The 24,028-nt window shown below is 61.9% G+C and carries 21 protein-coding genes, 1 tRNA gene and 2 pseudogenes; 15 read left to right on the forward strand and 9 right to left on the reverse strand.

The genetic code is table 11. The features are described 5' to 3' along the window. Positions 1 to 1,707: a type IV-A pilus assembly ATPase PilB gene (gene pilB, locus FFS60_RS02840; RefSeq protein ID WP_137821075.1), complete on the reverse strand. Its 1,707-nt coding sequence runs from the start codon at positions 1,705 to 1,707 to the stop codon at positions 1 to 3. A gap of 273 nt (positions 1,708 to 1,980) precedes the next feature. On the opposite strand from pilB, the gene FFS60_RS02845 reads away from it, so the two are divergent. Continuing rightward, on the forward strand, positions 1,981 to 2,505 hold the full coding sequence (locus FFS60_RS02845) for a prepilin-type N-terminal cleavage/methylation domain-containing protein (RefSeq protein ID WP_137821076.1): 525 nt from the start codon (positions 1,981 to 1,983) through the stop codon (positions 2,503 to 2,505). 68 nt (positions 2,506 to 2,573) lie between these two features. Then, the gene (locus FFS60_RS02850; protein ID WP_137821077.1) at positions 2,574 to 3,641 is read left to right on the forward strand and encodes a serine hydrolase; all 1,068 of its coding nucleotides are present in this window, start codon (positions 2,574 to 2,576) and stop codon (positions 3,639 to 3,641) included. Here FFS60_RS02850 and FFS60_RS02855 read toward each other — a convergent pair. Further along, positions 3,634 to 4,635: an isoprenylcysteine carboxylmethyltransferase family protein gene (locus FFS60_RS02855; RefSeq protein WP_171016473.1), complete on the reverse strand. Its 1,002-nt coding sequence runs from the start codon at positions 4,633 to 4,635 to the stop codon at positions 3,634 to 3,636. The genes FFS60_RS02850 and FFS60_RS02855 overlap by 8 nt on opposite strands. Before the next feature lie 103 nt (positions 4,636 to 4,738). On the opposite strand from FFS60_RS02855, the gene FFS60_RS02860 reads away from it, so the two are divergent. Further along, a tRNA-Thr gene (locus FFS60_RS02860) sits at positions 4,739 to 4,814 on the forward strand. A gap of 87 nt (positions 4,815 to 4,901) precedes the next feature. On the opposite strand, the gene FFS60_RS02865 is transcribed toward FFS60_RS02860, so the two are convergent. Together FFS60_RS02865 and FFS60_RS02875 are read right to left on the reverse strand one after the other, a co-directional pair. Then, positions 4,902 to 5,129 carry a hypothetical protein gene (locus FFS60_RS02865; RefSeq protein ID WP_137821079.1) on the reverse strand — a complete coding sequence of 76 codons (228 nt, stop codon included), beginning with the start codon at positions 5,127 to 5,129 and terminating at the stop codon, positions 4,902 to 4,904. A 401-nt stretch (positions 5,130 to 5,530) separates the two neighbouring features. Beyond that, positions 5,531 to 5,611: pseudogene (locus FFS60_RS02875) on the reverse strand (nicotinate-nucleotide pyrophosphorylase); the annotation flags it as partial. A gap of 85 nt (positions 5,612 to 5,696) precedes the next feature. On the opposite strand from FFS60_RS02875, the gene FFS60_RS02880 reads away from it, so the two are divergent. After that, positions 5,697 to 5,987, forward strand: a complete 291-nt coding sequence (locus FFS60_RS02880; RefSeq protein WP_137821081.1) for a type II toxin-antitoxin system RelE/ParE family toxin — start codon at positions 5,697 to 5,699, stop codon at positions 5,985 to 5,987. A 9-nt stretch (positions 5,988 to 5,996) separates the two neighbouring features. Further along, positions 5,997 to 6,308, forward strand: a complete 312-nt coding sequence (locus tag FFS60_RS02885) for an addiction module antidote protein (protein WP_137821082.1) — start codon at positions 5,997 to 5,999, stop codon at positions 6,306 to 6,308. 239 nt (positions 6,309 to 6,547) lie between these two features. Here FFS60_RS02885 and nadC read toward each other — a convergent pair whose 3' ends face one another. After that, positions 6,548 to 7,396, reverse strand: a complete 849-nt coding sequence (nadC, locus tag FFS60_RS02890) for a carboxylating nicotinate-nucleotide diphosphorylase (RefSeq protein ID WP_137821083.1) — start codon at positions 7,394 to 7,396, stop codon at positions 6,548 to 6,550. Positions 7,397 to 7,713: 317 nt separating this feature from the next. On the opposite strand from nadC, the gene FFS60_RS02895 reads away from it, so the two are divergent. The 5 genes and pseudogenes from FFS60_RS02895 to FFS60_RS29345 all read left to right on the forward strand — a co-directional run bounded on the left by FFS60_RS02895 (position 7,714) and on the right by FFS60_RS29345 (position 13,852). Further along, positions 7,714 to 9,987, forward strand: a complete 2,274-nt coding sequence (locus tag FFS60_RS02895) for a DUF1631 domain-containing protein (RefSeq protein WP_137821084.1) — start codon at positions 7,714 to 7,716, stop codon at positions 9,985 to 9,987. 184 nt (positions 9,988 to 10,171) lie between these two features. Continuing rightward, on the forward strand, positions 10,172 to 10,720 hold the full coding sequence (ampD, locus tag FFS60_RS02900) for a 1,6-anhydro-N-acetylmuramyl-L-alanine amidase AmpD (RefSeq protein WP_137821085.1): 549 nt from the start codon (positions 10,172 to 10,174) through the stop codon (positions 10,718 to 10,720). Between the two features lie 15 nt (positions 10,721 to 10,735). Next, complete coding sequence (gene ampE / locus FFS60_RS02905) at positions 10,736 to 11,572, forward strand: regulatory signaling modulator protein AmpE (RefSeq protein WP_137821086.1); 837 nt, start codon at positions 10,736 to 10,738, stop codon at positions 11,570 to 11,572. A gap of 1,074 nt (positions 11,573 to 12,646) precedes the next feature. Further along, positions 12,647 to 12,994: pseudogene (locus tag FFS60_RS29340) on the forward strand (HAMP domain-containing protein); the annotation flags it as partial. A gap of 153 nt (positions 12,995 to 13,147) precedes the next feature. After that, on the forward strand, positions 13,148 to 13,852 hold the full coding sequence (locus FFS60_RS29345; RefSeq protein WP_371926355.1) for a methyl-accepting chemotaxis protein: 705 nt from the start codon (positions 13,148 to 13,150) through the stop codon (positions 13,850 to 13,852). Positions 13,853 to 14,090: 238 nt separating this feature from the next. Here FFS60_RS29345 and FFS60_RS02915 read toward each other — a convergent pair whose 3' ends face one another. Continuing rightward, on the reverse strand, positions 14,091 to 14,915 hold the full coding sequence (locus tag FFS60_RS02915; protein ID WP_256658028.1) for a TatD family hydrolase: 825 nt from the start codon (positions 14,913 to 14,915) through the stop codon (positions 14,091 to 14,093). Positions 14,916 to 15,107: 192 nt separating this feature from the next. Here FFS60_RS02915 and FFS60_RS29220 point away from each other — a divergent pair, with 192 nt between their 5' ends. The 4 genes from FFS60_RS29220 to FFS60_RS02935 all read left to right on the forward strand — a co-directional run bounded on the left by FFS60_RS29220 (position 15,108) and on the right by FFS60_RS02935 (position 19,444). Further along, positions 15,108 to 17,111: an aminotransferase class I/II-fold pyridoxal phosphate-dependent enzyme gene (locus FFS60_RS29220; RefSeq protein ID WP_137821088.1), complete on the forward strand. Its 2,004-nt coding sequence runs from the start codon at positions 15,108 to 15,110 to the stop codon at positions 17,109 to 17,111. Between the two features lie 67 nt (positions 17,112 to 17,178). Further along, positions 17,179 to 17,964, forward strand: coding sequence for a transporter substrate-binding domain-containing protein (locus tag FFS60_RS02925; protein ID WP_137821089.1), 786 nt, complete (start codon positions 17,179 to 17,181; stop codon positions 17,962 to 17,964). A gap of 60 nt (positions 17,965 to 18,024) precedes the next feature. Then, positions 18,025 to 18,735: an ABC transporter permease gene (locus FFS60_RS02930; protein ID WP_137821090.1), complete on the forward strand. Its 711-nt coding sequence runs from the start codon at positions 18,025 to 18,027 to the stop codon at positions 18,733 to 18,735. Positions 18,736 to 18,748: 13 nt separating this feature from the next. Beyond that, on the forward strand, positions 18,749 to 19,444 hold the full coding sequence (locus FFS60_RS02935; RefSeq protein ID WP_028628545.1) for an ABC transporter permease: 696 nt from the start codon (positions 18,749 to 18,751) through the stop codon (positions 19,442 to 19,444). A gap of 46 nt (positions 19,445 to 19,490) precedes the next feature. Here FFS60_RS02935 and FFS60_RS02940 read toward each other — a convergent pair whose 3' ends face one another. Beyond that, on the reverse strand, positions 19,491 to 20,114 hold the full coding sequence (locus tag FFS60_RS02940; RefSeq protein WP_137821091.1) for a TetR family transcriptional regulator C-terminal domain-containing protein: 624 nt from the start codon (positions 20,112 to 20,114) through the stop codon (positions 19,491 to 19,493). Positions 20,115 to 20,212: 98 nt separating this feature from the next. On the opposite strand from FFS60_RS02940, the gene FFS60_RS02945 reads away from it, so the two are divergent. Then, on the forward strand, positions 20,213 to 21,226 hold the full coding sequence (locus FFS60_RS02945) for a succinylglutamate desuccinylase/aspartoacylase family protein (protein WP_137821092.1): 1,014 nt from the start codon (positions 20,213 to 20,215) through the stop codon (positions 21,224 to 21,226). Between the two features lie 381 nt (positions 21,227 to 21,607). Here the strand turns inward: FFS60_RS02945 and FFS60_RS02950 are convergent, their stop codons facing one another. Both FFS60_RS02950 and FFS60_RS02955 read right to left on the reverse strand, forming a co-directional pair. Continuing rightward, positions 21,608 to 22,060: a transposase gene (locus tag FFS60_RS02950; protein WP_028628542.1), complete on the reverse strand. Its 453-nt coding sequence runs from the start codon at positions 22,058 to 22,060 to the stop codon at positions 21,608 to 21,610. A 137-nt stretch (positions 22,061 to 22,197) separates the two neighbouring features. After that, a complete protein-coding gene (locus FFS60_RS02955) occupies positions 22,198 to 23,781 on the reverse strand; it encodes a peptide chain release factor 3 (RefSeq protein WP_028628541.1) in 1,584 nt (527 codons plus the stop codon). Positions 23,782 to 24,028: the final 247 nt, after the last annotated feature.

Raw genomic sequence — 24,028 nt, forward strand, 5'->3', positions numbered from 1 at the left:
TTAATCCTTGGTCACGCGGTTGACTTCCTCAAGGCTGGTAATGCCATTCATGGCTTTTACCAGGCCGGAGGTTCGCAGGTCATTGAAGCCATCGCGGCGCGCCTGCTGGGCGATCTGGATGGAGTTGCCTTCTTCCATAATAAGCTGCTGCATGGCCGGCGTGATTTTAACCACTTCATAAATACCCACTCGGCCCTTGTAGCCCAGGTTGCAATTGTCGCAGCCAACCGGGCCATACAACTTGAAGCTGCCGATCCTGGCTTCCGGAAAGCCTTCCTTGACCAGCACCTCACGCGGAACGTCCACTTCCTTCTTGCAATGGCTACACAATTTGCGTGCCAGGCGCTGGGCGATGATCAGGTTGACCGAGGTGGCGATGTTAAAGGCCGGCACGCCCATATTGCGCAGGCGGGTCAGGGTTTCCGCCGCGCTGTTGGTGTGCAGGGTCGACAACACCATGTGGCCGGTCTGGGCGGCCTTGATGGCAATCTCGGCGGTTTCCAGGTCACGGATCTCACCGACCATGATCACGTCTGGGTCCTGACGCAGGAAGGCGCGCAGTGCCTGGGCGAAGTCCATGCCCTGCTTCGGGTTGACGTTGACCTGGTTGATGCCTTCCAGGTTGATCTCCACCGGGTCTTCGGCGGTGGAGATGTTGATGTCCACGGTGTTGAGAATATTGATGCCCGTGTAGAGCGATACCGTCTTGCCCGAACCGGTTGGGCCGGTGACCAGGATCATGCCTTGTGGCTGCTTCAGCGCGGCCAGGTACAGCTCCTTTTGCTCCTCCTCGTACCCCAGTGCATCGATGCCCATCTGCGCACTGGTGGGGTCGAGAATCCGCATCACGATCTTCTCGCCCCAGAGAGTGGGCAGCGTGTTGACGCGGAAGTCGATGGACTTGGACTTCGAGATTTTCATCTTGATCCGCCCGTCCTGGGGCTTGCGGCGCTCGGAGATATCCAATGCGGCCATTACCTTCAGGCGCGCGGAGATGCGGCTGGCCAACTGGATCGGTGGCTTCGCCACCTCATGCAGCATGCCGTCGGTACGAAAGCGCACCCGGTAGGAGCGCTCGTAGGGCTCGAAGTGCAGGTCTGAGGAGCCACCGCGAATGGCGTCCAGCAGCATCTTGTTAACGAAGCGCACCACCGGGGCGTCGTCCGCATCCACGCCGCCGGGGCTGTCCTTCTTGTCGTCATCGACCGCCTCGACATCCACACCATCCAGGTCGACGTCCCCAAGGTCCTCCATGCCGCTGGTGGCGGAGTCGAAGAACTTCTCGATGGCATCGCCCAGCTTGTCATCCTCGACCAGGATGGCTTCGGTGTTCAGGCCGGTGCTGAACTGGATATCGGTAACTGCTTGATGGTTGGTCGGGTCGGAAATGCCCACGAACAGCTTGTTGCCTCGACGCCAGAGCGGCAGGGCGCGGTGCTGGCGAATGAGCTTCTCGCTGACCAGCTCCTTCGGTTGGGACTCCTTATCAATGCTGGACAGATCGAGAAAGGCGATGCCGAACTGCTCAGCCGCCATCTCCGCCAAATCTCGGCTCTTCAGCAGCTTGTTCTGGACCAGGTAAGTGATCAGCGGAATCTTGTTGCGCTGCGCCTGGGTATGGGCCTGCAGGGCGCTCCGCTCATCGAGGAGATTGGTCAGCACCAGTTGTTTGGCCAGGCCGGATAGCGTGGGGGCGGTCTCGTTCATGAGGAAGCGTCAGTCTGCCAGTTGTGACCCTGCCTTATAACGTAGTTGATCCGTGACGCCAAATACGCTCAGAGAGGGTGACAAAAATAGTCAGTTAGTGGCTAGAAAAGGGTGGTTCGTTAGCTTGGTCGAACAAGTGATCTGGTTGATCGAGGTTGAGCCTGGCTGCGAAAGATGCTTGTGCCGCGAGCTTCGATGGTGGTTAGAGAACTTGGCACGTCATCTGCTAGAGCTATCGCAGGCAACTGGCCTACTCCATTTGAGGATCAATAAATGAAGGCACAAAAAGGTTTTACCCTGATTGAATTGATGATCGTGGTAGCGATCATCGGTATTCTGGCTGCCGTAGCCATTCCGCAGTATCAGGACTACACCATCAAGGCGAAGGTCGGTAACGCTCTGACCGCAGCTGATTCGCTGAAAACCGCTGTTGCTCTCTGCGCTCAAGAGGCAGGTGGTGTTCTGACTGCTTGTGATACTGGTGCGACTGGTATTCCGACCTTCACGCCGACTAAGGAAGTTGCTAGTGCAACTGTTACTGATGGAGTCATTGCTCTGACTCTGGCAACCGGTATTGGTACTGGTGTAGATGGCCTGGTTATCACCATGACCCCCGCTGTGAACGCCGGTGGCTCCTCGCTGACCTGGAACAATACCACCACCGTGACCAACACCGTTGCTTCGGGTGCTATCACTAAGAACAACATCACTTCTGGTGGTGGCTCCACCACTAGCGGCGGCTCCACCACCAGCGGCGGTTCCACCACCAGCGGTGGCAGCACCACTACTGGCGGCTAATTGGAAGTACCGCTAGTAAATATGAAAGGCCTCACCTCGAGTGAGGCCTTTTCTTTTTGGGTAGGGAAATGTATCGGTACATTCTGCTTGTTTCTATCTTGCTGCTCTCAAGGAGTTCCGGTGAGCTCCCTTTATCTGTCTATATCGCATCTCTATTGAATAGTGGTCAGTTTCCTGGGGGGGTTGTAGGTGTCCAGTATGCGGATGGAGTAAGAGAGGTAATAAGCGAAGGGTATGCTGATGTTCGGGCGCGCGTAGCGGTTGATCGAGAAACAGTTTTCAATATTGCGAGTGTTTCCAAGCCGATAACAGCGATGATTATCATGAGGTTGATAGAAATGGGGCGCCTTGGTCTGTCTGATCAGCTAGTCGCGCTTCTTCCAGAATTCGAGTATGCGCGGGTTGGGGGATATCCCGAGGTAAAGGTAGTGCATTTGCTAAGGCATACTGCTGGTTGGGACAGGGAAGTGACTTTCGATCCGTTGTATCCGGGGTTTGATCTTTCAAGAATTGGTCTCTCGGATGGTTCGACGTGTCAGGGTGTTGCCAAAGCAATGCTCCAGCATGGGTTGCAGTTTCACCCCGGCACGAGGTATGCGTACTCAAACCTCGGATATTGCCTGCTGAGCCTGATTGTCGAGAAAAAAGTTGGGAAGCCGTACTTCGAGTCGGCAAAGGAACTCCTGCTGAATCCGTTGAGGGTTAGCGGGGTGCAGGGGCCCGATGGCTATAAAACGGGACGTTCCCTCAACTACCAAAAGCAGGGGAGGAACTGGGCGGTTGTTGATGTTGGTGCCGCGAGCCTCCAGCGCCTAAGTGGCGCAGGAGGATGGGCATCTACTGTCGATGCACTGCTAGATCTTTTTCAGCGTGGCCCCGTCTACCCAATTGTCAGTGCAAAAGCGCTCGCACAGCACGGGAGCAACTTCTACGGGTACGGATGGCGGGTTTGGCCCCGGGCGGACGGACAGGCAGACTTGACGCACTTCGGTGCAATGCCAGGGTGCTTTTCGTTCGTGCTTCGCATGGCTGAGGGGCACATCGTGGTTGCCCTTTTCAACGCTCGGCCTCGCGACGCGGACGCCCTGTCTAGGCAGATGTATCAGTCGATATCATCTGCGCTTCGAGTTAGATAATACCGGGCACGAACCTGTACCGCACCTTGGACATGTATTCCTTGTAGTCAGGATCTGAAGACAGGTGTCGTTCTTCCGTAATTGCTCGCATCACGTATATGCCGATCCAGCACAGCATGCCGATAAGCGCGAGTAGTCCCTGCTGGAGATTTTCCTGGGCAATGGTTAGTGCTAGCGGGAGTCCGCCTACGAACCATGAAAGATTCTTTGCAGCGTAGGCAGGGTGACGGACATACTTATATGGGCCTTTGTTGATAATGCCACGGTTTGTTAGGTTGCTGGCTTTGAAACCTAGGGCTACGGATGCCCATGTGTAGATGGCCATCAGGACGAGCATCGCGATGGAACTGAGGGTGGCGATGATAAGGTCGGTCCCTGTCGTTGTGGAGTGGTTGGACCACTCGATTATATTTCTTGTGTGGTCTAGTAGCGGTGGATAGCAGATCAAAGCAAAGAACCAGCCGCTGATATTAGGGTCGGCAGACTTTATTGTGTTTCCGAGTCTTGGATGCTCAAAAGTATAGCCAAGAATGAATACGCCGGTGTCGATGAGGATTAATGTGTTGAAAAGGAGGGAGTAAATGTTTTTGAGAGAGAGATCGCCAAGTGCTAGCTGTTCTGCTGAGTTGAATATTGAATAGAGGCAGAAAAAGAACCATCCGAATATAAGTGGAGTGAAGTACCCTTTTATAAGGACTGCTAGGAGTGCAGTTCTTTTTTCTTGAGTGAGCTTTTTGAAGGTGGCAAGGTCTCTGACTGCTTGCCAGGCGATGACCGATTTCCCTATATGGTTTTGATCAAGGGAGCGGTAGTAGAGGGGTAGGGACAATGCATAAATTATGGCAATGCTTATTACTACTATTATTGGGTCGACCCCGAATGCCCAGTAAACGCCTGCATTCGAAATAATCTGCATGCTGTAGGGCATCGAAACTGTGTAGCAGAGGATGAGAATTACCCAGCCCATCGCGTAAACATAGTTTTTGCTAAGCATTTTATGCCGTGTCTTTCTTGGTTGGGAGTGATGGGGCCTGCAAATGACTTGCCAATATTGATTGTGCTGATCGAAAAGTGCTAGCTTCTGCATCACGTTTTTGGCCGGTGTAGCTCAGTCGGTAGAGCAGCTCATTCGTAATGAGAAGGTCGGGGGTTCGATTCCTCTTACCGGCACCATGATCCAAGCAAAAAGCCCCGCAGGTTCTGCGGGGCTTTTTGCTTTTCGCGGCTTTGCTCGCTGCGTGGCGGCGGGCCGCTCGCTTCTCAGTCTTTTCTGCCCACTTTTTCGGCAACGTTGTACAGGTCCATGGCCGAGCACTTCATCAGGTCGGAGATGGTCTTGACGGCGTGGTGCAGGCCTTTCAGGTCCTTGTCGCTCAGGTGGTGTTCGAGGCCGTCGCAGCCCAGCAGATCGGCGATGGTGTTGAGGGCGTAGCTGGCCGTCAGGAGGCGGTCGCCCTGGAGGTCGGCAATGCGGGCGATGTTGTTCATAGACCGCCTCCGACGGTTCTTTGGGCCGGGGTGATGATGGTTTGCCAGGTGAGGGGAGTACTCGCGGCCTTTTGTGAGTGCGGACTTCCAATGTTCATGGGTGAGGCTCCAACTTGCGAAATGGAGCTGTCACACAAATCGTCGCCAAACGATAAGAGGTGACAGCTGTGCGCAGGTTGGCGAACCGGGCAAGTTGGCTCCCGGCAGACCTTTCGGTCTCCCGCGCACAGCCGCCATGACACAGCATTGCGGGCACAAAAAAGCGCCTGCAATAGTCTGGGGCGCCTGAGCGCCAACTTGTATTTCGGGTCGCCAAACCCGGTCCTGGAATTTGCCAGGACGGCCGCACCATAGCCTTGCCCGGGGCGCATGGCAACGCCCGGGGCTCGGCGAGGTGGGATTTAGAGGCTCAGCCGCATCGACAGGTCGATGGCCTTGACGTCTTTGGTGCCGATGGAGATGTAGTCGACGCCGGTGGGAGCGCTTGGCAACGAATCGGATCGCTTGGGAATTGCGCAGCAGTGCCACTGTGCCTATCATCTGTATCTCAAGGGATACATGTGGATTATGAAGAGCATTCTCACTACTGACTCGTTCGATGAATGGTTCGCCAGCCTCCGAGATAAGCGGGCCGTCATGCGTATCCAGGCGCGCATAGACCGGGCCGAGGACGGCAACTTCGGTGACTGCGAGCCGGTGGGCGAGGGCGTTTCGGAGATGCGCATTCACTACGGGCCAGGCTACCGCGTGTACTTCACGCAGCGCGGTCTGGAAATCGTGATCCTACTGGCGGGTGGCGACAAGTCCACCCAGCCGAAAGATATCAAGGCCGCGATCAATATTGCGCGCCAGCTTTAGGAGGTCGGCATGACTAGCGTCAAACTGCGTAAATGGGACAGCGCCGAACACCTCAAAACCGATGAGGACATGGCGCTCTACCTGGAGGCCTGTATCGAGGAAGCCGGGGATGATGCGGCGTTCATTGCCAAAGCGCTGGGCACCATCGCCCGGGCCAAAGGCATGACGCAGCTCGCGCGGGATACCGGTCTTGGACGCGAAAGCTTGTATAAGGCTCTGTCGGGTGAAGGTAACCCGAGTTTCGCGACCATCCTCAAGGTGACGCGGGCTCTTGGCATCAAGCTCCACGCAGAAGTGATTCCTACCCGCGTAACGGGCTGAGTTTCCGACTTCGGCCGGCGGGCATCCGGTTTCTGTCCGGGTTGAGCCAGTAGCACCGAGTTCTTGCTCGCGAATCTGTCCCGTTCGCCAGCAAGCTGGCTCCTACAGGGAGCCCGCGGAATCCCAGCACGTAGCGCAGACTGAGCCAGTTCATTCGAACGTGGGAAAACGCGTTTTTGGAACGTGGCCAGGAGCACCCCGTGCAGCCCGGCGATTCCGAGCTGCAGGTTTGGAATCTGTCAGAGGCTCAGCCGCATCGACAGGTCGATGGCCTTGACGTCTTTGGTCAGGGTGCCGATGGAGATGTAGTCGACGCCCGTCTCGGCGATGGTGCGCAGGGTGGTTTCGTTGATGCCGCCGGAGGCTTCGAGCTTGGCGCGGCCGTTGGTGAGGGTGACGGCGGTGCGCATGTCGTCGAGGCTGAGTTCGTCGAGCATGATGATGTCGGCGCCGGCATCCAGTGCCTGCTGGAGTTCGTCCAGGCTTTCCACTTCCACTTCCACCGGCTTGCCGGGGGCGATGCGGTGGGCGGCCTGGATGGCCTGGGCGATGCCGCCGGAGGCTGCGATGTGGTTTTCCTTGATGAGGAAGGCGTCGTACAGGCCGATGCGGTGGTTGTGGCCGCCGCCGCAGGTCACGGCGTACTTCTGCGCCAGGCGCAGGCCGGGCAGGGTCTTGCGGGTGTCGAGGAGCTTCACCTGGGTGCCTTTGACCCGTTCCACATAGTGGCCGACGCGGGTGGCGACGGCTGACAGGCACTGGAGGAAGTTCAGTGCGCTGCGCTCGCCGCTGAGCAGGGCGCGGGCCGGGCCTTCGAGGTGGAAGAGGGCCTGGTTGGCGTCGGCGTGCTGGCCGTCCTGTACCTGCCACTCCACCTTCACGCGTGGGTCGAGCTGGTGGAACACCTCGTTCACCCAGGCGGTGCCGCTGATGATGGCGGCTTCGCGGGTGATTACGGTGGCGCGGGCCTGACGCTCTTCGGGAATGAGTTGGGCGGTGATGTCGCCGCTGCCGATGTCTTCCTGGAGGGCGGTGCGTACGTTGGCCTCGATTTCAGCGGTGAGGTCAGCGAGGAGAAGGTTGGGCATGGTGGGCTCCGCAGGCAGGATGGCGGCGATTATAAAGGCTGCCGACGACTGGCGCAGTGCCGATGAACAACCGCGTTACGCTTTCTGCTAGATAGTCAGGCGTGGATCCTTGTGCGTTGGTCGGCCGAAACCCCTACATCTGTGACTTGATTCATGTCTGTAGGAAATCTCCGCTTGGTTGTCACAGCATCATCCATATAATGACATCGGAAATTTCTATTTTTGACGCCAGTTGATTGACGTTATGGATGACTCCCCATGATCGATTTGCGGTCCGATAGGCCCATTGCAAGGGCACGGCCTGCGGGAGGCTCGTGATGCAGACCGACGCTAAGGTGGTGCCGCTGAACAAGGGGGCCACCCAGCAATCGCCAACCTCGCCGGTAGGAAGGCTGCCCGTGGCCTTGATCCAGGTGCGCGACAAAGTCGCCTTGCAGCTGAAGCAGACGCTTCAGGCGCTGTTCGACAATGCGGACGACACCCTCTTCGAGATGGCGGACCGCGCCACCAGCAATGCCGAGCAGAATGCCTTCTTCGAGGCGATGCGCGACTTGCGGCTGAAGCGCAAGAGCATCGAGCGGACCTTCCTGCAGAAGGTCTTCGAGTCATTCTCGGCTCTCAATCAATATGAGATAGGCAAATCGCCGCAGCTGGATGCGGTGTCTTTCGACAGCCTGTCCCTGGTGCAGAACGACGAACTCGAGGAAACCGTGGCACTGGACGCCATGGTCGCCAAGGTGATGGCGCGCGACGGCGTTGCCCTGGGGCACCTCACCACCCGTCTCAACACCCTCGTCAGCAAGAAGGTCGATGACAAGACCAACCCCCTGGGGCCGCGCCCGCTGTGCGAGGCCTTCCTCGACGCCTGCCGTAGCCTCGGGGTGGAGATCAAGGTCAAGCTGATCATCTTCAAGTTGTTCGAGAAGTACGTCCTCACCGAGCTGGACCAGGTGTACGCCGAAGCCAACCAGCAGCTGGTCACCGCCGGCGTGCTCCCGGACCTGCGCTCGGCACCGGCGCGGCGCCAGTCGGAGCGTTCCAGCACCGCGGGGCGCCAAGCCCAGTCCGGTAACGCGGCTGGCGGTGGTCAGGTGACCGAAGAGGGCGTGCAGGAAGTCTTTGGCGTGCTCCAGGATTTGCTGTCGCAGGTACGCGGCACGGCATTGCCGCGCCGGGAGCATCCCGCTGATGCGGTTCCGGTCAGCAGCATCGACCTGATGCGCCTGTTGTCGCATCTGCAGCAGCACCTGCCGCAGCAACACAACGATGACTACGACCTGCGGATGAGCCTCGACCAACTGCTCACTCGTGCCAGCGCCCGCAGCGGTCGGGCGCGGGTGGTCGGACAGGTGGACGATGACGTCATCAACCTCGTGTCCATGCTCTTCGAGTTCATCCTCGATGACCGCACCCTGCCGGATTCGCTCAAGGCGCTCATCGGCCGCATGCAGATTCCGATGCTCAAGGTCGCCCTGCTGGACAAGACCTTCTTCAGCCGTGGCAGCCACCCGGCTCGCCGCCTGCTCAACGAAATCGCTTCTGCCGCCCTTGGTTGGGTAGAGCAGGACGAAGCCCAGCGCGACAGTCTCTACCATCGCATCGAGCAGGTGGTGCAGCGCCTGCTGAACGATTTCGTCGACGACCCGGCGATTTTCTCGGAGCTGCTCGCCGAGTTCCTGGCCTATGCCGGTGACGAGCGCCGCCGCAGCGAGTTGCTGGAACAGCGCACGCGGGATGCCGAAGAAGGCCGCGCCAAGGCCGAACTGGCTCGCAGGCAGGTGGAAGACGCGCTCAACCAGCGCCTGCTGGGCCGCACCCTGCCGGAAGTGGTGGTGCGCCTGCTGCAGGAGGCCTGGAGCAAGGTGCTGCTGCTGAGTTGCCTCAAGCACGGGGTTGAGTCGGTCGAATGGCAATCCGCTCTGCAAACCATGGACGACCTGATCTGGAGCGTGGAGTCCCACGATGCGCCGGAAGCCCGTGCGCGCTTGCTGGAGCTGGTGCCGGGGCTGCTCAAGTCCCTGCGCGATGGCCTGGCCAGCGCCGCGTTCGATCCCTTCTCCACCAGCGAATTCTTCAGCCAACTGGAGACCCTGCACGTTCAGGCCTTCCAGCGTTTCCGCAAGCCCGAGCCGGTGGAAGTGGTTGCTGACGACGGTCTGGAATCGCCGCCGCCGTTGCTTGACCTGCCGGACGACGCCGAGCCGGAAGATGAGTCTGCGCCGGCCATGGTGGCGGTCGTGGAAGAAATCGTCCTGGTCGCCCCCGGCGAGCCTCAAGTACAGGAGCCTGAAGTTTCCCTGGCGGATGATGACGAGGCGCTTGGCTTTGTCGACAGCCTTCGCGTGGGGAGCTGGGTCGAGTTCCAGGAAGACGACGAGCACAAGCTGCGCTGCAAGCTGGCGGCGCTGATCAAGCCCACGGGCAAGTACATCTTCGTCAACCGCACCGGCATGAAAGTGCTGGAAAAGACCCGCATGGGCCTGGCCGTGGAGTTCCGCCGCAATGCGATCCGCCTGCTGGACGATGCCCTGCTGTTCGACCGCGCGCTGGAATCGGTGATCGGCAACCTGCGTCGGCTCAAAGGCGCCTGAGCTCGACAGCACGTTTCAGTAGGATGGGTGGAGCCTGCGATACCCATCGCGTGTGGTCGATGGGTATCGCTCCGTGTTCACCCATCCTGCACATTCAAAACAGAGGCAATTGCCGCTCCCTGTCCCGCCACTCGCTAAAATGGCTCGACTGCGCCTAAAGTGGGCGGCAGACCAAGGAGCCGACATGCAGCTGGACCCCGCATCCGGTTGGTGCCAGGGCATCAGCCACTGCCCCTCGCCCAACTTCAATAGCCGCCCGCAGGGGGAGGTTTCCCTGCTGGTGATCCACAACATCAGCCTGCCGCCCGCGCAGTTCGGTACGGGGAAGGTGCAGGCGTTCTTCCAGAACCGCCTCGACCCGGCCGAGCATCCCTATTTCGAGGGCATTCGCGACCTCCGGGTATCCGCGCATTTCCTCATCGAGCGCAATGGTGCCGTTACCCAGTTCGTCTCTTGCAATGAGCGCGCGTGGCACGCGGGCGTTTCCTTGTTCGAGGGGCGGGACAACTGCAACGACTTTTCCCTGGGAATCGAACTGGAAGGCACCGATGATCTGCCGTTCACGGAACCTCAGTACGCTGCGCTGATCGCATTGGTGGAACAACTGCGTCTTGCCTATCCGGCCATCACGCCGGAGCGCATTTGCGGTCATAGCGATATCGCCCCGGGGCGCAAGACCGATCCCGGGCCTGCATTCGATTGGGCGCGCCTGCGTGGCGCGCTCGCACGATAGAACGAGGAGGGACCCATGTATTTTCTGGTGTTGTTGTTGGTGCTCTGGATCGAGAAATTCTCCGCCTGGCGCCGGCATATCCAGCAGGACGGCTTCTGGCTGCGTGAGCTGGCCAAGGCCGAAGCCAACCCGCGCATGAGCGAGCGCCCCTGGGCGATCCTCGCGTTACTGGTGCTGCTGCCCCTGGTGCTCCTGGCGCTGGTGCTGCTGGCGCTGGAGCCGTTGGCCTATGGCTGGATGGCCCTGCCGGTGCATTTGCTGGTGATCATCTACAGCCTGGGGCGCGGCGATGTGCTGGCCGATCTGGGGCCCTTCCGCGATGCCTGGCGGCGTGGCGATACCCAGGGTGCCTATCACGTCGCCGAACGCGACCTCGGCCTGGAGGCGGATGAGGGCGGCGATCTCCTGCAGCAGGTACAGGGCTATCAGCTCTGGCAGGCCTATCAGGGCTTCTTCGCGGTGATCTTCTGGTACGCGCTGCTCGGCCCGGTGGCGGCCCTGGCCTACCGCTTGCTCGCGTTGGCTTCCGAGCAAGCCGGCACGCCGGCATTGCGCGAGCAAGCGGCGATGATTCGCCACGCCTTCGACTGGTTGCCGGTACGGGTGCTGGCGGCCAGTTTCTCGCTGGTGGGAAATTTCGTCGGGGTCAGCCGCGTGCTGCTTCACGAACTGCTGAGCTGGGAGATCTCGGCGCGGCGCTACATCGAACTGGCCGGCCGCGCTGCTGCCGAACTGCCGGAGCCCGCCACGGGTGACGCCGGGGTGGCAACGCTGGATGCCCTCTGGCAACTGCTGGTTCGCGCTGCGGTGCTCTGGTACGCCGGTTTCGCCGTCTGGGCCCTGCTGTTCTGAGTTCTGCTTCACCGCCCGCCCGGCGCTGCCGTCGGGCGGGTCCCGCCTTGATTAACCTTTAGTTACAGAAACTCCTGCCGATATCGGGTACACAGATGAGCGCGCCAGAATTTTCGGACATTGCTCACAGAAGCATCTGACTGATCTCGGCGATCGCCAAGCAGCGTGGGGATGCTGCGAGGCCCTGGCCGAATCCTGTCAGCCGATCAGAGCGCGCCCATAACAATAAATGAGAACAGGAGACGTCTCGTGAAGACCCTGTTGTATCCTGCCATCGCGCTGATGAACCGCCTCAGTTTCGGGATGAAGTTCAGTCTGATCAGTGTTCTGTTCTTCCTGCCGATGTTGATCACCAACTTCTATCTGGTGCGCGACTCCTACCGACAATTCGTCAGTACCCGCTCCGAACTGCAGAGCCTCGACCTGTTGGGTGCCAGCCTGCATGTGCGCCGCAACCTGGAGAGCCTGAACGACCTGGTCATGATCAACTCGATGATCGGTCAGTCGGGGCAGGCCGGGGACCTGGAAAAGCGCGTCACTGCGCTTGAACAGGAGTTGCTTTCGACCCTTCAGGGCCTGGCTCCGGTGGTGTCCGAGGCTGAACAGGTCGAAGCCTTCAACACCAAGCGCGATGAGCTGATCACGGCCTTGCAGGCTGCCAAGGGCGAAACCTCCCTGCAGAGCAAGAGCGCGATGATCGAGAAGCTGCTGGGCAACGCTCAGGTCTTCATCAAGTTCGTCGCCGCCCAGGCCGGTCTCAGCCAGGACGACCAGGCCGACGTGCGCCAGATCACCGAACTGGTCACCTCCACCACTCCGCAAGTGACCATGGCCATCGGCAAGGGGCGCGCCATAGGCGCCTATTCGCTCGGCCAGGGTTTCCTCAATTCGGCGGCCAGCACCAAGCTGGACGACTTGCTGCTGGACCTGGACAAGCTCAATGCCGAGTACGGCCTGAAGATCGCCGATGCCCTCGACGGCAGTCCGCGCGGTCACCAGGCGCTGGATGGTCTGACCGCCGCCAGTCGCGACACCATCAAGCAGAGCGCCACGCTGTTCGAGGACAAGGTGATCATGGCCGACACCCTCGACACGCCCTGGCAGCAGTTTTATGACCAGGTGACGGCGTCGCTGGAAAAGACCTATCAGCTCAATGACGGCTCACTGGCCTTCCTCAAGGCCGAGCTGGAAAAACGCCTGGCCGAAAAGCGCGTGCAGACCGTGCTGCTGGTGGTGGCCCTGCTGGTGGTGTTCCTCGCCATTGTCTACCTCTACAGCGGCTTCTACGTCTCCACGCGTACCACCCTGAAGAGCCTGGGCAAGGTGATGGACCAGGTCGCCGGCGGCGACATGACCGTCAGCTTCCGTGCCGAAGGCCGCGATGAACTGGGCGAGCTGGGCCAGGTGTTCAACGGCACCGTGGCGAAGATCCATGACCTGATCGAGCTGGTGGGCCATACCGTGGCCGAAGTGGAGCGTCAGGCCGGCCGCGTGGAGCAGGTCTCCGGTGAGAGCAATCAGGCCGTGGCCGGGCAGCGCAGCCAGATCGAGCAGGTCGCCACGGCCATGAACGAGATGTCGGCCACCGCGCAGGAAGTGGCGCGCAGCGCCGCTGCGGCAGTGGACAGTGCGCAGAGCGTGAATCAGGAAACCGTCAGCGGCCGCGCCCTGGTGGAATCCCAGCTGGGCAGCATCGAGCGCCTGGCCAGCGAGATCGACCAGTCGGTGAGCGTGATCAACCAGCTGGCCGCCGACAGCGCCTCGATCAGCCGTGTGCTGGAAGTGATCAAGGGCATCGCCGAGCAGACCAACCTGCTGGCGCTTAACGCGGCGATCGAAGCCGCGCGGGCGGGTGAGCAAGGCCGCGGCTTTGCCGTGGTGGCGGACGAAGTACGGACCTTGGCCAAGCGTACCCAGCAGTCCACCGAGGAAATCGAGCAGATGATCATCAAGCTGCAGGGTGGCGTCGGTGCTGCCGTGAAGGCGATGAACGCCAGCCACCAGATGGCCGATGGCACGGTCAGCCAGTCTGGCAAGGTGCAGGCGGCGCTGGAGAACATCCTCGGCGCGGTGGGCATGATCGTCGACCAGAACCAGCAGATTGCCGCCGCAGCTGAGCAGCAGACCGCCGTGGCCCACGATATCGACCAGAACATCGTCGAGATCAACCGTGCCGGTGAGCGCACTGCCGACGGTGCGAGCCAGACCGAGCGGGCCAGCCGCGAGCTGTCCGGCCAGGTGGCGCAGCTCAAGCAACTGATCGGCGCGTTCCGCGTCTGAGGTTCGACCCAATGAAACAACCCGCCAATTGGCGGGTTTTTTCATGTTTGGCTGATGGGTTCCCTGTGGGGGCGAATTCATTCTTAGCTGTTGCGAGAGGTCCAGGAGCCTTGTAGGAGCTGGCTTGCCAGCGAAACGGGGCCATTCGCTGGCAAGCCAGCTCCAACGGGCACTGCAGCTGCTTGCAACATGTCATGCAGACATCGCGAATTCATTCGCCACCAGAGAGCAATAATGCTCACCCCTGCAAATCCTTCCAGCCAAACACCTCGCAGGCGTTACGCGTGCTGGCCGCGGCCAGTTCTTCGGGTGTAACGCCGCGGATTTCGGCCAGGGCCTCGCAGATATCCGGCAGGAACTCCGGGCTGTTGCGCCCATAGGGGTGCATGGCCGGCGCCATGTCCGGAGAGTCGGTTTCCAGCACGATGTCTTCCAGCGGCAGCTGCGCCACCACCTTGCGCAGGCGGTTGGCCTGGGGCCAGGTGGGAGCGCCGCCGAGGCCCAGGCGGAAGCCCAGTTTGCGGTATTCCTTTGCCTCTTCGGCGCTGCCGGCGAAGGCGTGGATGATGCCGGCGCGCTTGAGGCGAAAACGCTTCAGCGTGGCGATCACGGCCGCATGGCTGCGCCGTACATGCAGCAGCGGCGGCAGCTCGAACTCCTGTGCCAGGGCCAGCTGCGCCTCGAACAGACGCTGCTGTTCGTCGCGGTCCAGTTCGGGGACGAAGTAATCCAGGCCGATTTCCCCCACGGCGCAGAGCTTCGGGTGGCCCGCGTGCCGCGCCAGCCACTGGCGCAGTTCCGCCACATGCTCGTCCCGGTGCTGTGCCAGATAGACCGGGTGCAGGCCGAAGGCGGTGCAGAAATCGTCGCCGGAATTGGCCAGGTCCCAGACCCGCTGCCAGTTGTCACGGAACACCCCGAGCAGGACCTGGCGCCGCACGCCCAGGGCGCGACAACGCGCCAGCACGCCGCTGCGATCGGCGTCGAAGTCGGGGAAGTCAAGATGGTTGTGGGTATCGATCAGCATGGCGCCAGCATATACCGCCTCTCCCCGGTCTGACATGCCCGTTCCTGGGGCGTTGTGGCTGTTTTTTCCGGTGCATCCGCTCTGTCTCGGGGCATCGCGCGGGGCGGGAAAAACAAGGCCGAAAACGCTATTGAACACTCGTTCATGCTCGGCTATGGTTGGGCCACTCGCCGGTTCGCTGATGCAGTCACGTGACCCGGACTTCACCCTTTGCAATGGGGCCCGAACATGCGTTTCGCTTCGCTAGTGGAGAGAATGGCAGGGCCAGGCACAGCAGCCTGGGATATTCACTACGCGGCCATCGCCGCCCAACGTGCGGGCGAGGACGTGATAGTCCTCAGCATTGGCGACCCGGATTTCGCAACCCCCGCCCCCATCACCGCCGCAGCCATCCAGGCCTTGCAGGCCGGTGATACCCATTACTGTGACGTTGCCGGCCGGCCCGAGCTGCGCCAGGCCATCGCCGATCTGCATGGCCGCCTGACCGGCCAGCCGGTGTCGGCGGACAGCACCATCCTCGTGGCTGGCGCACAGAACGGCCTTTACGCGGCGGCCATGTGCTTGCTGGAGGCCGGCGATGAGGTCATCGTCTTCGATCCGGTGTACGTCACCTACGAAGCCACGTTGAAGGCTACCGGCGCCACCCTGGTAAGGGTGCCCTGTCCGGCGGAGGGCGGCTTCCGTCCCGACCTCGCGGCTTTGCGTGGAGCCATCAGCGAGCGTACCCGCGCGATCTTCTTCGCCAATCCGAACAACCCGACCGGCGTGGTGCTCAGTACCGAAGAAATGCAGGCCATCGCCGAGCTGGCGCAGCAGCACGACCTGTGGGTGGTGGTGGATGAGGTTTACGAGAGCCTGACCTTCGAACAACCGCACCGCTACTTCGCCACCTTGCCGGGCATGCGCGAGCGCACCGTGAGCATCGGCAGCCTGTCCAAGTCCCACGCCATGACCGGCTGGCGCACCGGCTGGGTGATCGCCAGTCCCGAACTCGTGGCCCACATCGAAAACCTGGCGCTGAACGTGTTGTATGGCCTTCCCGGTTTCGTGCAGGAAGCTGCGTTGACCGCTGTGCGCACCTACGACCAGGTGACCGGGGAAATGCGCGCCTGCTATCGGCGTCGCCGCGACCTGGTGGTCGATGCGCTGCAGAACTGCGCGCCGTTCGAGGTGCTGACGCCCGAAGCCGGGATGTTCGTGCTGCTCGACGTACGCGGCAGCGGCCTCAGTTCCCTGGACTTCGCCTGGAAGCTGTTCCGCGAAACCGGCGTCTCGGTGCTGGACGCGGCGGCCTTCGGCCCTTCCGCCGCCGGCTTCGTGCGGCTGTCATTCAGCTTGGGCGAAGAGCAATTGGCCGAGGCCTGCGCGCGCATCCGCCGTTTTGCCGCCACCCTGGGAGCTGGCCCGCGCATCGACGTGCGCCCGACCGTTTCGGTCGATACCCGAGCCGCAAAGGCGGAGCGGCCGAAGATGGTGGAGGTGGATTCCATCCACAAGCGCTTCGGCCAGTTCGAGGTGCTCAAGGGCGTTTCGCTGACTGCCCGGGAGGGCGGTGTGGTGTCCCTGATCGGGGCCAGTGGTTCGGGCAAGAGCACATTGCTGCGTTGCATCAACATGCTGGAAATCCCCAATCAGGGCACGGTCACGGTCGATGGCGAGAGCATTCGTCTCACCACCAGTCGCATCGGCGAACCGATGGTGGCGGACCAGAAGCAGCTGACCCGGATTCGTTCGCGGCTCGGGATGGTGTTCCAGAGCTTCAACCTCTGGCCCCACCGCACTGTGCTGGAAAACCTCATCGAAGCGCCGATCCAGGTGTTGCGCGAAAGCCGCGCCGAAGCCATCGAGCGTGCCGAGGCCCTGCTGGAACGGGTGGGGCTCGCCGCCAAGCGCCACGAATATCCCTCCTTCCTGTCCGGCGGCCAGCAGCAGCGAGTGGCCATTGCCCGTGCGTTGGCGGTGGAGCCCAAGGTCATGCTGTTCGACGAACCCACGTCGGCGCTGGACCCGGAGTTGGTGGGCGAAGTCCTGCGGGTGATCCGCTCCCTGGCCGAAGAGGGCCGCACCATGATCCTGGTAACCCACGAAATGGCCTTCGCCCGTGATGTTTCCAGCCACGTTGCCTTTCTCCATCAGGGGCGGATCGAAGAGGAAGGGCCTCCGCAGGAGGTCTTCCTGAGGCCGCGCAGCGAGCGCTGCCGACAGTTCGTTACCGCCCACCAGAATCGCTGACTCCGGCCGCCGCGCGCGGCCAGTTCGACAAGCTCTAACCACAACAACATCAAGCAGGGCAGAAACCATGAAGAAGTCTCAACTGGCACGTTGGATGGCGGGTGCGGTAATGCTCATGGCCGGCGCGGTGGGCGCGCAGGCCGAAACCCTGAGATTCGCGATGGCGGCGGAACCCTATCCGCCATTCTCCAGCAAGCAGCCAGACGGCCAGTGGGCAGGCTTCGAGCCGGACCTGATCCGCGCCCTTTGTGCGCAGATGCAGGCCCAGTGCGAGATCGACGAGGTGGCCTGGGATGGCCTGATTCCAGCCCTGATGTCGAGGAAGGTGGATGTGATCTTCAACTCCATGTCCGTCACTGAAGAGCGCGAGAAGCAGATCGCCTTCAGCCGTGCCTATTACGACACCCCGGTCGCAGTGGCTGCACCCAAGGCACTGGATGTCGCCATCAGCCCGGAAGGTTTCAAGGGCAAGGTGATTGGCGTGCAGCTCTCCACCGTCAGCTCCAACTACCTGAAGCAGCATTACGACGGCATCGCCGACGTGCGCTACTACGACACCCAGGACTCGGTGAACGCCGACCTGGTGGCGGGGCGCATCGACCTGATGATGGCCGACGGCATCGCTGTCAGCGCCTTCGTCAAATCCCCTGATGCCCAGGCCGCCGGCATCGAAAACAAGGGCGAGGTGCCCTACGATCCGCTGTTCGGCCGCGGTGTAGGGGCCGGCCTGCGCAAGGACGACGTCGCCCTCAAGGCGAAGCTCGACGAGGCCATCGCCAAGCTGCTGGCCAGCGAGGACTACAAGACCATCTCCGCCAAGTACTTCGACGTCAGCGTCGCGCCGAAGCAGTGACCTCCGGAGCCATCCCGGCTCTACCGGGATGGCGCATTTCCGCCTCGATGAGGGCCTGCAATGCAGTCTTACTTTGAACTGGTCGGCTTCGGCGCCCAGGGTTGGGGGCCGGCGCTGCTCAAGGGGTTGTGGGTAACCCTGCAGATTTCCGTCGGTGCTTTCCTGGTCGGCATGCTGATTGGCCTGGCCGTCGCGATGGGCAAGCTCAACGGCCCGCGCCCAGTGGCGCGTTTGATGCGTGGATACACCACCCTGTGCCGCGCAATACCTGAATTGCTGCTGATCCTGCTGCTCTACTACGTGGGCTCCATGGGGCTCAACCAGCTGTTTGCCTGGCTTGGCTATGGCGACCTCAAGCTCAACGGCACGGTGGTCGCCATCGCGGTGCTGGGGCTGGTTCAGGGCGCCTATGCCTCGGAGATCTTCCGGGGGGCCATCCAGGCCATTCCACACGGCCAGATCGAGGCGGCGCGGGCTTTTGGCCTGAGCGGCTTCAGCCTGTTCCGCCGGGTGACCCTGCCGATCATGGCGCCCAACGCCCTGGCCGGGATGGCCAACCTCTGGGTCAACCTGATCAAGGACAGCGCCCTGATCAGCGTGGTCGGCACCAACGAGCTGCTCTTCACCGCCAAGCAGGCGGCGGGCTCGACGCGCCACTACCTGACTTTCTACCTCACCGCCGCGGTCTTCTATTACCTGCTGACGGTGCTCTCCAACCTGTTTTCTGGCTGGCTCGAACGGCGCTTCCGCCGCTGGACCCCGTCGGTGTGAGCGAGGGCGTGTGATGACCGCTACCTGGATATTCGACTACGGAAAACTGCTGCTCAGCGGACTGGGCACCACCTTGCTCATCCTCGCCGTTTCCGCCGTGCTGGGCTTTGCTCTGGCGCTGCTGGTGGCGTTGGCGCGGATGTCGCGCAACCCGGTGCTGGCGGGCACGAGCCTCGCCTACACCAGCGTGATTCGCGGGACGCCGCTGCTGGTGCAGATCTACATCTTCTATTACGGCCTGGGTAGCCTCTTCGCCCAGTTTCCGTTGATTCGCGGCAGCTTCCTCTGGCCGTACCTGCGCGACGGCTTCTGGTACATCGTCATCGCCCTGGTGCTCTCGGTGGGGGCCTATGTCGGCGAAGTCATTCGTGGCGGCATGAAGTCCGTGCCGAGGGGAGAGCTGGAGGCCGCGGCGGCTTTCGGCATGCGCCAGCGCCTGGTGCTGATGCGGGTCTGGTTGCCGAGGGCGATCCGCCTGCTGCTGCCGACCTTGGCCGGTGAGACGGTGATGCTGCTGAAATCCACCGCGCTGGCGTCGACGGTGGCGGTGGTTGACCTCCTGGGAGCGGCCAACGTGGTGCGCGCCCAGACCTTCCAGATCTACCAGCCGCTGCTGTTGGTGGCAGGCATCTACGTCTGCCTGACCTTCATGATTGAGATGGGCTTCGGCCTGGCGGAGCGACGAAGCATGTTTCGCCGGGCGAATTGAGGGTTGAAGACACCGCTGTTGTAGGGTTCGGATTCGCCTGAGTACGTCAGGCATAGGCCCCGCGCCGCAGGCTGTCGACCCAGCGGCGGCTGATCTCCAGGCCTTCCTCGGCGCTGAAGTTGGCGGGATTGAGGCACCACTCCAGCCACAGGCCGTCGAGCATGGCCGACAGGCCGATGGCCGCAAGACGCGGTTTGGCGATGGAGAAGCCTTCTTCCCGGGCGAGCTCAGAGAGCAGTTGCTCCAGCAGGACCAGGGAACCGCCGTAGGTGCGTTCGTGGGCTTCGTTCACTTGGGGGGAATGGCGGATAAGGCTCCAGAACACCACCCAGGGGCTGAGCAGGTCGGGGTCCAGGGTGACCGGCGAGAAGTAGCCGGTCAGGAAGGCTTCCAGGCGTGCGGCAGGTGCCGGGCCGGCGGCCTCGATGCGGGCGACCAGGGCCTGGTTGACCTCGCTGGCGAGGGTCTCGTAGGCCTGCGCGACCAGGGCGTCGATGCTACCGAAATAGTGATTGATCAGGCCGACGGCGACGTTGGCCTCCTTGGCGATGCGGCGCACCGAAATGCCGGCGTGGCCTTCGGCGACCAGGCAGCGCAGCGCGGCGCGCACCAGATGTTCGCGGCGTTCGTCGGGGTTGGTGCGGGGCTGTCGTTCGCGGGGCGTTTCCAAGGGGCGATTTCCTTCGCTCGATGGGCCGGGATAGTACCGCCTGGCTCGACGACAAACCAACCGTCCGGACGTATCCGGCGGCCAAGAGGAGGTAGGACATGATCGAAGATGTCTCCCTGAGTATTCCGGGGGATTCCGGCGCTCCCCTGCGGGTGCCGGCCTGGCGCCTGGACAGCGGCAAACCGGGCCCCAAGGTCCACTTGCAGGCCGGGGTCCACGCCGACGAGATCGCCGGCATGCTGGTGCTGCACACGCTCCTGCCGCGCCTGATCCAGGCCGCTGAGGACGGCCTGTTGCGCGGCAGCGTGACGCTGGTGCCCCAGGCCAACCCGCTGGGCATCGGCCAGTTCCGTCAAGGGCGCATCCTGGGGCGGGTGCACGAACCCAGCAGCCGCAACTTCAACCGAGGCTTCCCCGAGTCAGCATCACAGGCCCGGCCGATTGGCAGTCTCGCCGCCTGGCAGAAGGCGCTGGCCGGACTCGCCGCCGATGCCGATATCGTCCTTGACCTGCATACCGACGACGAAGCGCTGCAATACGTCTACTTGCACCAGTGCTTCTGGCCCGCCGGCCAGGACCTCGCGGCAGCCCTTGGGGCCGAAGTGGCGATTATCTGGGAGGGGGACGGCGATGGTGCCTTCGAGGAGGTGGTGATTGCGCCCTGGCTGGCGGACGGTCGCGTCGAGGGGCGCCTGGTGTCCACCGTCGAGCTGCGTGGGCAGGGGGATGTGAGTGACGCCCTGGCACAGCAGGATGCCGATGGGCTCTACACCTTTCTCTGCGCCCGTGGCCTTGTTGCCGAACCGGCGCAATTACCGGCGTGGCAGGGCAGGGCGGTGCCCATCGGGTATATGGAAACCGTATTCGCGCCCGCTGCCGGAGTGCTGGTGTTCGAGCGCGAGCTGGGCGATGCCGTCCAGGCCGGTGAATGCTTCGCCCGTGTCATCGCCACCCCCGGCGACCCGTCCAGCGAACACCGGCTGTTGGCGCCCCAGGCGGGACTGATGGTCACCCGCTATCGCGACCGGCTGGTCCCGGCAGGGGCGATAGTCGCCAAATTCACCGGCTCGTTACCGTCGAGCACCTGGACCTCCGGGGCGCTCGATCCGTAACAGCTCTGTCGTAGGAGCCAGCTTGCTGGCGAAAGGGAGGCTCCGGTTCGCGAGCAAGCTCGCTCCTACAGGGACATGCGGGGCTCGGATGTAGGAGCCAGCTTGCTGGCGAATGGCGTGGGGAGGTTCGCGAGCAAGCTCGCTCCTACAGGGACATGCGGGGCTCGGATGTAGGAGCCAGCTTGCTGGCGAATGGCGTGGGGAGGTTCGCGAGCAAGCTCGCTCCTACAGGGGCGCGCTTGCTCGGATGTAGGAGCCAGCTTGCTGGCGAATGGCGTGGAGAGGTTCGCAAGCAAGCTCGCTCCTACAGGGACATGCGGGGCTCGGATGTAGGAGCCAGCTTGCTGGCGAATGGCGTGGGTGAGGTTCGCGAGCTCGCTCCTACAACCAGACCGCGTCCCAGAACGGATAGTCCGCCAATTTCTCCACCAGACCAGCACGCAAGGGATTGGCAACGACATAGCGGGCCACCGCCTGCACGTCTTCCTCTCTGCGAAGGGCATGGTCATGAAAACCTTTCTGCCACACACGCCCGCTACTTCTCTCCATTGAATTCAGGGCAATGGCGGCACGGGACTTCAGTCGCCTCACGTGCTGTTCCAGGGTTCCGGACTGCAGTTGAACGAGCCAATGCAGATGGTCAGGCATCAATACCCAGGCGAGGGTTTCCAGCGAGTGTCCCTCCCGCATGGCATAAATCTCCCGGGCGACCAGGCAGCCGGGACTCCATTGTGCGAACACGGGTGTTCGCTCATGAGTGACGGTTGTCAGCAGGTAGATACGGCCGGGCTCGGAGTAGCGGCCTTTACGCAGGTTCCTTCCTTGATAGCGCATCCATTGCGCTCCCTGTGGAGAAAACAGGGAGGTTTGCTCAGGGCTTCAAGGGGGGCAAGGGAGCCCGATGTAGGAGCCAGCTTGCTGGCGAAAGGGAAGCTCCGATTCGCGAGCAAGCTCGCTCCTACAGAGTGTCATCAATGGTGTTCGCGGGTGGCGCGGAATTTCACGTCTGGCCAGCGCTCTTCCATCAGGCTGAGGTTCACGCGGGTCGGTGCCAGGTACGTGAGGTGACCGCCGCCGTCTACGGCCAGGTTTTCGAAGGCCTTGTCCTTGAACTCCTTGAGCTTCTTCTCGTCCTTGCACTCGATCCAGCGCGCCGACCAGACGTTGATCGCCTCGTAGGCGCACTCGACTTTGTATTCCTCCTTCAGGCGGCTGGCGACCACATCGAACTGCAGCACGCCCACGGCGCCGAGGATGATGTCGTTGTTGCGCTCGGGGAAGAACACCTGGGTGGCGCCTTCCTCGGCCAGTTCCTGCAGGCCCTGGCGCAGCTGCTTGGACTTCAGCGGGTCCTTCAGGCGCACGCGGCGGAAGAGTTCCGGGGCGAAGTGCGGGATGCCGGTGAAGCCCAGGGCCTCGCCTTCGGTGAAGGTGTCGCCGATCTGGATGGTGCCGTGGTTGTGCAGGCCGATGATGTCGCCGGCGAAGGCCTCTTCCAGCTGCTCACGCTCGCTGGAGAAGAAGGTCAGCGCGTCGGCGATCTTCACGTCCTTGCCCAGGCGCACGTGGCGCATCTTCATGCCCTTCTCGTATTTGCCCGAGCAGATGCGCATGAAGGCGATACGGTCGCGGTGCTTCGGGTCCATGTTCGCCTGGATCTTGAACACGAAGCCGGAGAACTTCTCCTCGGTCGGCTCCACGATGCGTTCATGGGCGGCACGCGACAGCGGTTTCGGCGCCCAGTCGACGATGCAGTCGAGCACCTGGTCGACGCCGAAGTTGCCCAGTGCGGTACCGAAGAACACCGGGGTCATCTCGCCCTTGAGGAAGGCCTCCTTGTCGAACTCGTGGCAGGCGCCCTGCACCAGTTCCAGCTCCTCGACGAAGTTGTCGTAGAGGTCGCCCAGGTGGGCGCGGGCTTCGTCCGAGTCGAGTTTGTCGATCACCTTGATCTCGGTGCGCTCGTGGCCGTGGCCCGGGGTGTAGACGATGATCTTGTCCTGGGACAGGTGGTAGACGCCCTTGAAGTCCTTGTAGCAACCGATCGGCCAGGTGATGGGCGCGGCCTTGATCTTCAGTACCGCCTCGATCTCATCCAGCAGTTCAATGGGGTCGCGGATGTCGCGGTCCAGCTTGTTGATGAAGCTGACAATGGGCGTATCGCGCAGGCGGCAGACTTCCATCAGGGCAATGGTGCGCGGTTCTACACCCTTACCGCCGTCCAGCACCATCAACGCCGAGTCCACCGCAGTCAGGGTGCGGTAGGTGTCTTCGGAGAAGTCTTCGTGGCCGGGGGTGTCGAGCAGGTTGATCATGTGCTCGCGGTAGGGGAACTGCATCACCGAGGTGGTGATGGAGATGCCGCGCTGCTTTTCCATCTCCATCCAGTCGGAGGTGGCGTGCCGGTCGGATTTACGCGACTTCACGGTACCGGCCACGGCGATGGCCTTGCCCATCAGCAGCAGCTTTTCGGTGATGGTGGTCTTACCGGCGTCGGGGTGGGAGATGATCGCGAACGTGCGGCGTTTCGCGACTTCGGCGGCCTGGATGGTCATGGAGGGTGCCTGCTGGAATCGATGGCGGGGCGCGGACGGCCCGGAAAAGCGCGGGATTATAGCGGGAAATGGATGCTCGATCAGCGCCGCCGGGCATGTTGGGCTTCGCTTCGCTCTGCGCCAACCTACTGGGCTACTGCGCAGCCCTTTGCAAATGAATTCGCCCCCACAGGGGAAAGACCCTCCGTCCCCCTGTCATCACCCTGAAACCCGCGGCTGTGCAGCATTTCATAACGTTTTGTTGAGG

This window comes from Pseudomonas sp. D(2018), assembly GCF_005502555.1.
GTDB classification, from domain to species: domain Bacteria; phylum Pseudomonadota; class Gammaproteobacteria; order Pseudomonadales; family Pseudomonadaceae; genus Metapseudomonas; species Metapseudomonas resinovorans.

Coding starts and splice junctions, on each gene's coding strand:
- pilB (WP_137821075.1), bottom strand. CDS start 1,707: ATGAACGAGACCGCCCCCACGCTATCCGGCCTGGCCAAACAACTGGTG.
- FFS60_RS02845 (WP_137821076.1), top strand. CDS start 1,981: ATGAAGGCACAAAAAGGTTTTACCCTGATTGAATTGATGATCGTGGTA.
- FFS60_RS02850 (WP_137821077.1), top strand. CDS start 2,574: ATGTATCGGTACATTCTGCTTGTTTCTATCTTGCTGCTCTCAAGGAGT.
- FFS60_RS02855 (WP_171016473.1), bottom strand. CDS start 4,635: ATGCTTAGCAAAAACTATGTTTACGCGATGGGCTGGGTAATTCTCATC.
- FFS60_RS02865 (WP_137821079.1), bottom strand. CDS start 5,129: ATGAACAACATCGCCCGCATTGCCGACCTCCAGGGCGACCGCCTCCTG.
- FFS60_RS02880 (WP_137821081.1), top strand. CDS start 5,697: ATGAAGAGCATTCTCACTACTGACTCGTTCGATGAATGGTTCGCCAGC.
- FFS60_RS02885 (WP_137821082.1), top strand. CDS start 5,997: ATGACTAGCGTCAAACTGCGTAAATGGGACAGCGCCGAACACCTCAAA.
- nadC (WP_137821083.1), bottom strand. CDS start 7,396: ATGCCCAACCTTCTCCTCGCTGACCTCACCGCTGAAATCGAGGCCAAC.
- FFS60_RS02895 (WP_137821084.1), top strand. CDS start 7,714: ATGCAGACCGACGCTAAGGTGGTGCCGCTGAACAAGGGGGCCACCCAG.
- ampD (WP_137821085.1), top strand. CDS start 10,172: ATGCAGCTGGACCCCGCATCCGGTTGGTGCCAGGGCATCAGCCACTGC.
- ampE (WP_137821086.1), top strand. CDS start 10,736: ATGTATTTTCTGGTGTTGTTGTTGGTGCTCTGGATCGAGAAATTCTCC.
- FFS60_RS29345 (WP_371926355.1), top strand. CDS start 13,148: ATGTCGGCCACCGCGCAGGAAGTGGCGCGCAGCGCCGCTGCGGCAGTG.
- FFS60_RS02915 (WP_256658028.1), bottom strand. CDS start 14,915: ATGTCAGACCGGGGAGAGGCGGTATATGCTGGCGCCATGCTGATCGAT.
- FFS60_RS29220 (WP_137821088.1), top strand. CDS start 15,108: ATGCGTTTCGCTTCGCTAGTGGAGAGAATGGCAGGGCCAGGCACAGCA.
- FFS60_RS02925 (WP_137821089.1), top strand. CDS start 17,179: ATGAAGAAGTCTCAACTGGCACGTTGGATGGCGGGTGCGGTAATGCTC.
- FFS60_RS02930 (WP_137821090.1), top strand. CDS start 18,025: ATGCAGTCTTACTTTGAACTGGTCGGCTTCGGCGCCCAGGGTTGGGGG.
- FFS60_RS02935 (WP_028628545.1), top strand. CDS start 18,749: ATGACCGCTACCTGGATATTCGACTACGGAAAACTGCTGCTCAGCGGA.
- FFS60_RS02945 (WP_137821092.1), top strand. CDS start 20,213: ATGATCGAAGATGTCTCCCTGAGTATTCCGGGGGATTCCGGCGCTCCC.
- FFS60_RS02950 (WP_028628542.1), bottom strand. CDS start 22,060: ATGCGCTATCAAGGAAGGAACCTGCGTAAAGGCCGCTACTCCGAGCCC.
- FFS60_RS02955 (WP_028628541.1), bottom strand. CDS start 23,781: ATGACCATCCAGGCCGCCGAAGTCGCGAAACGCCGCACGTTCGCGATC.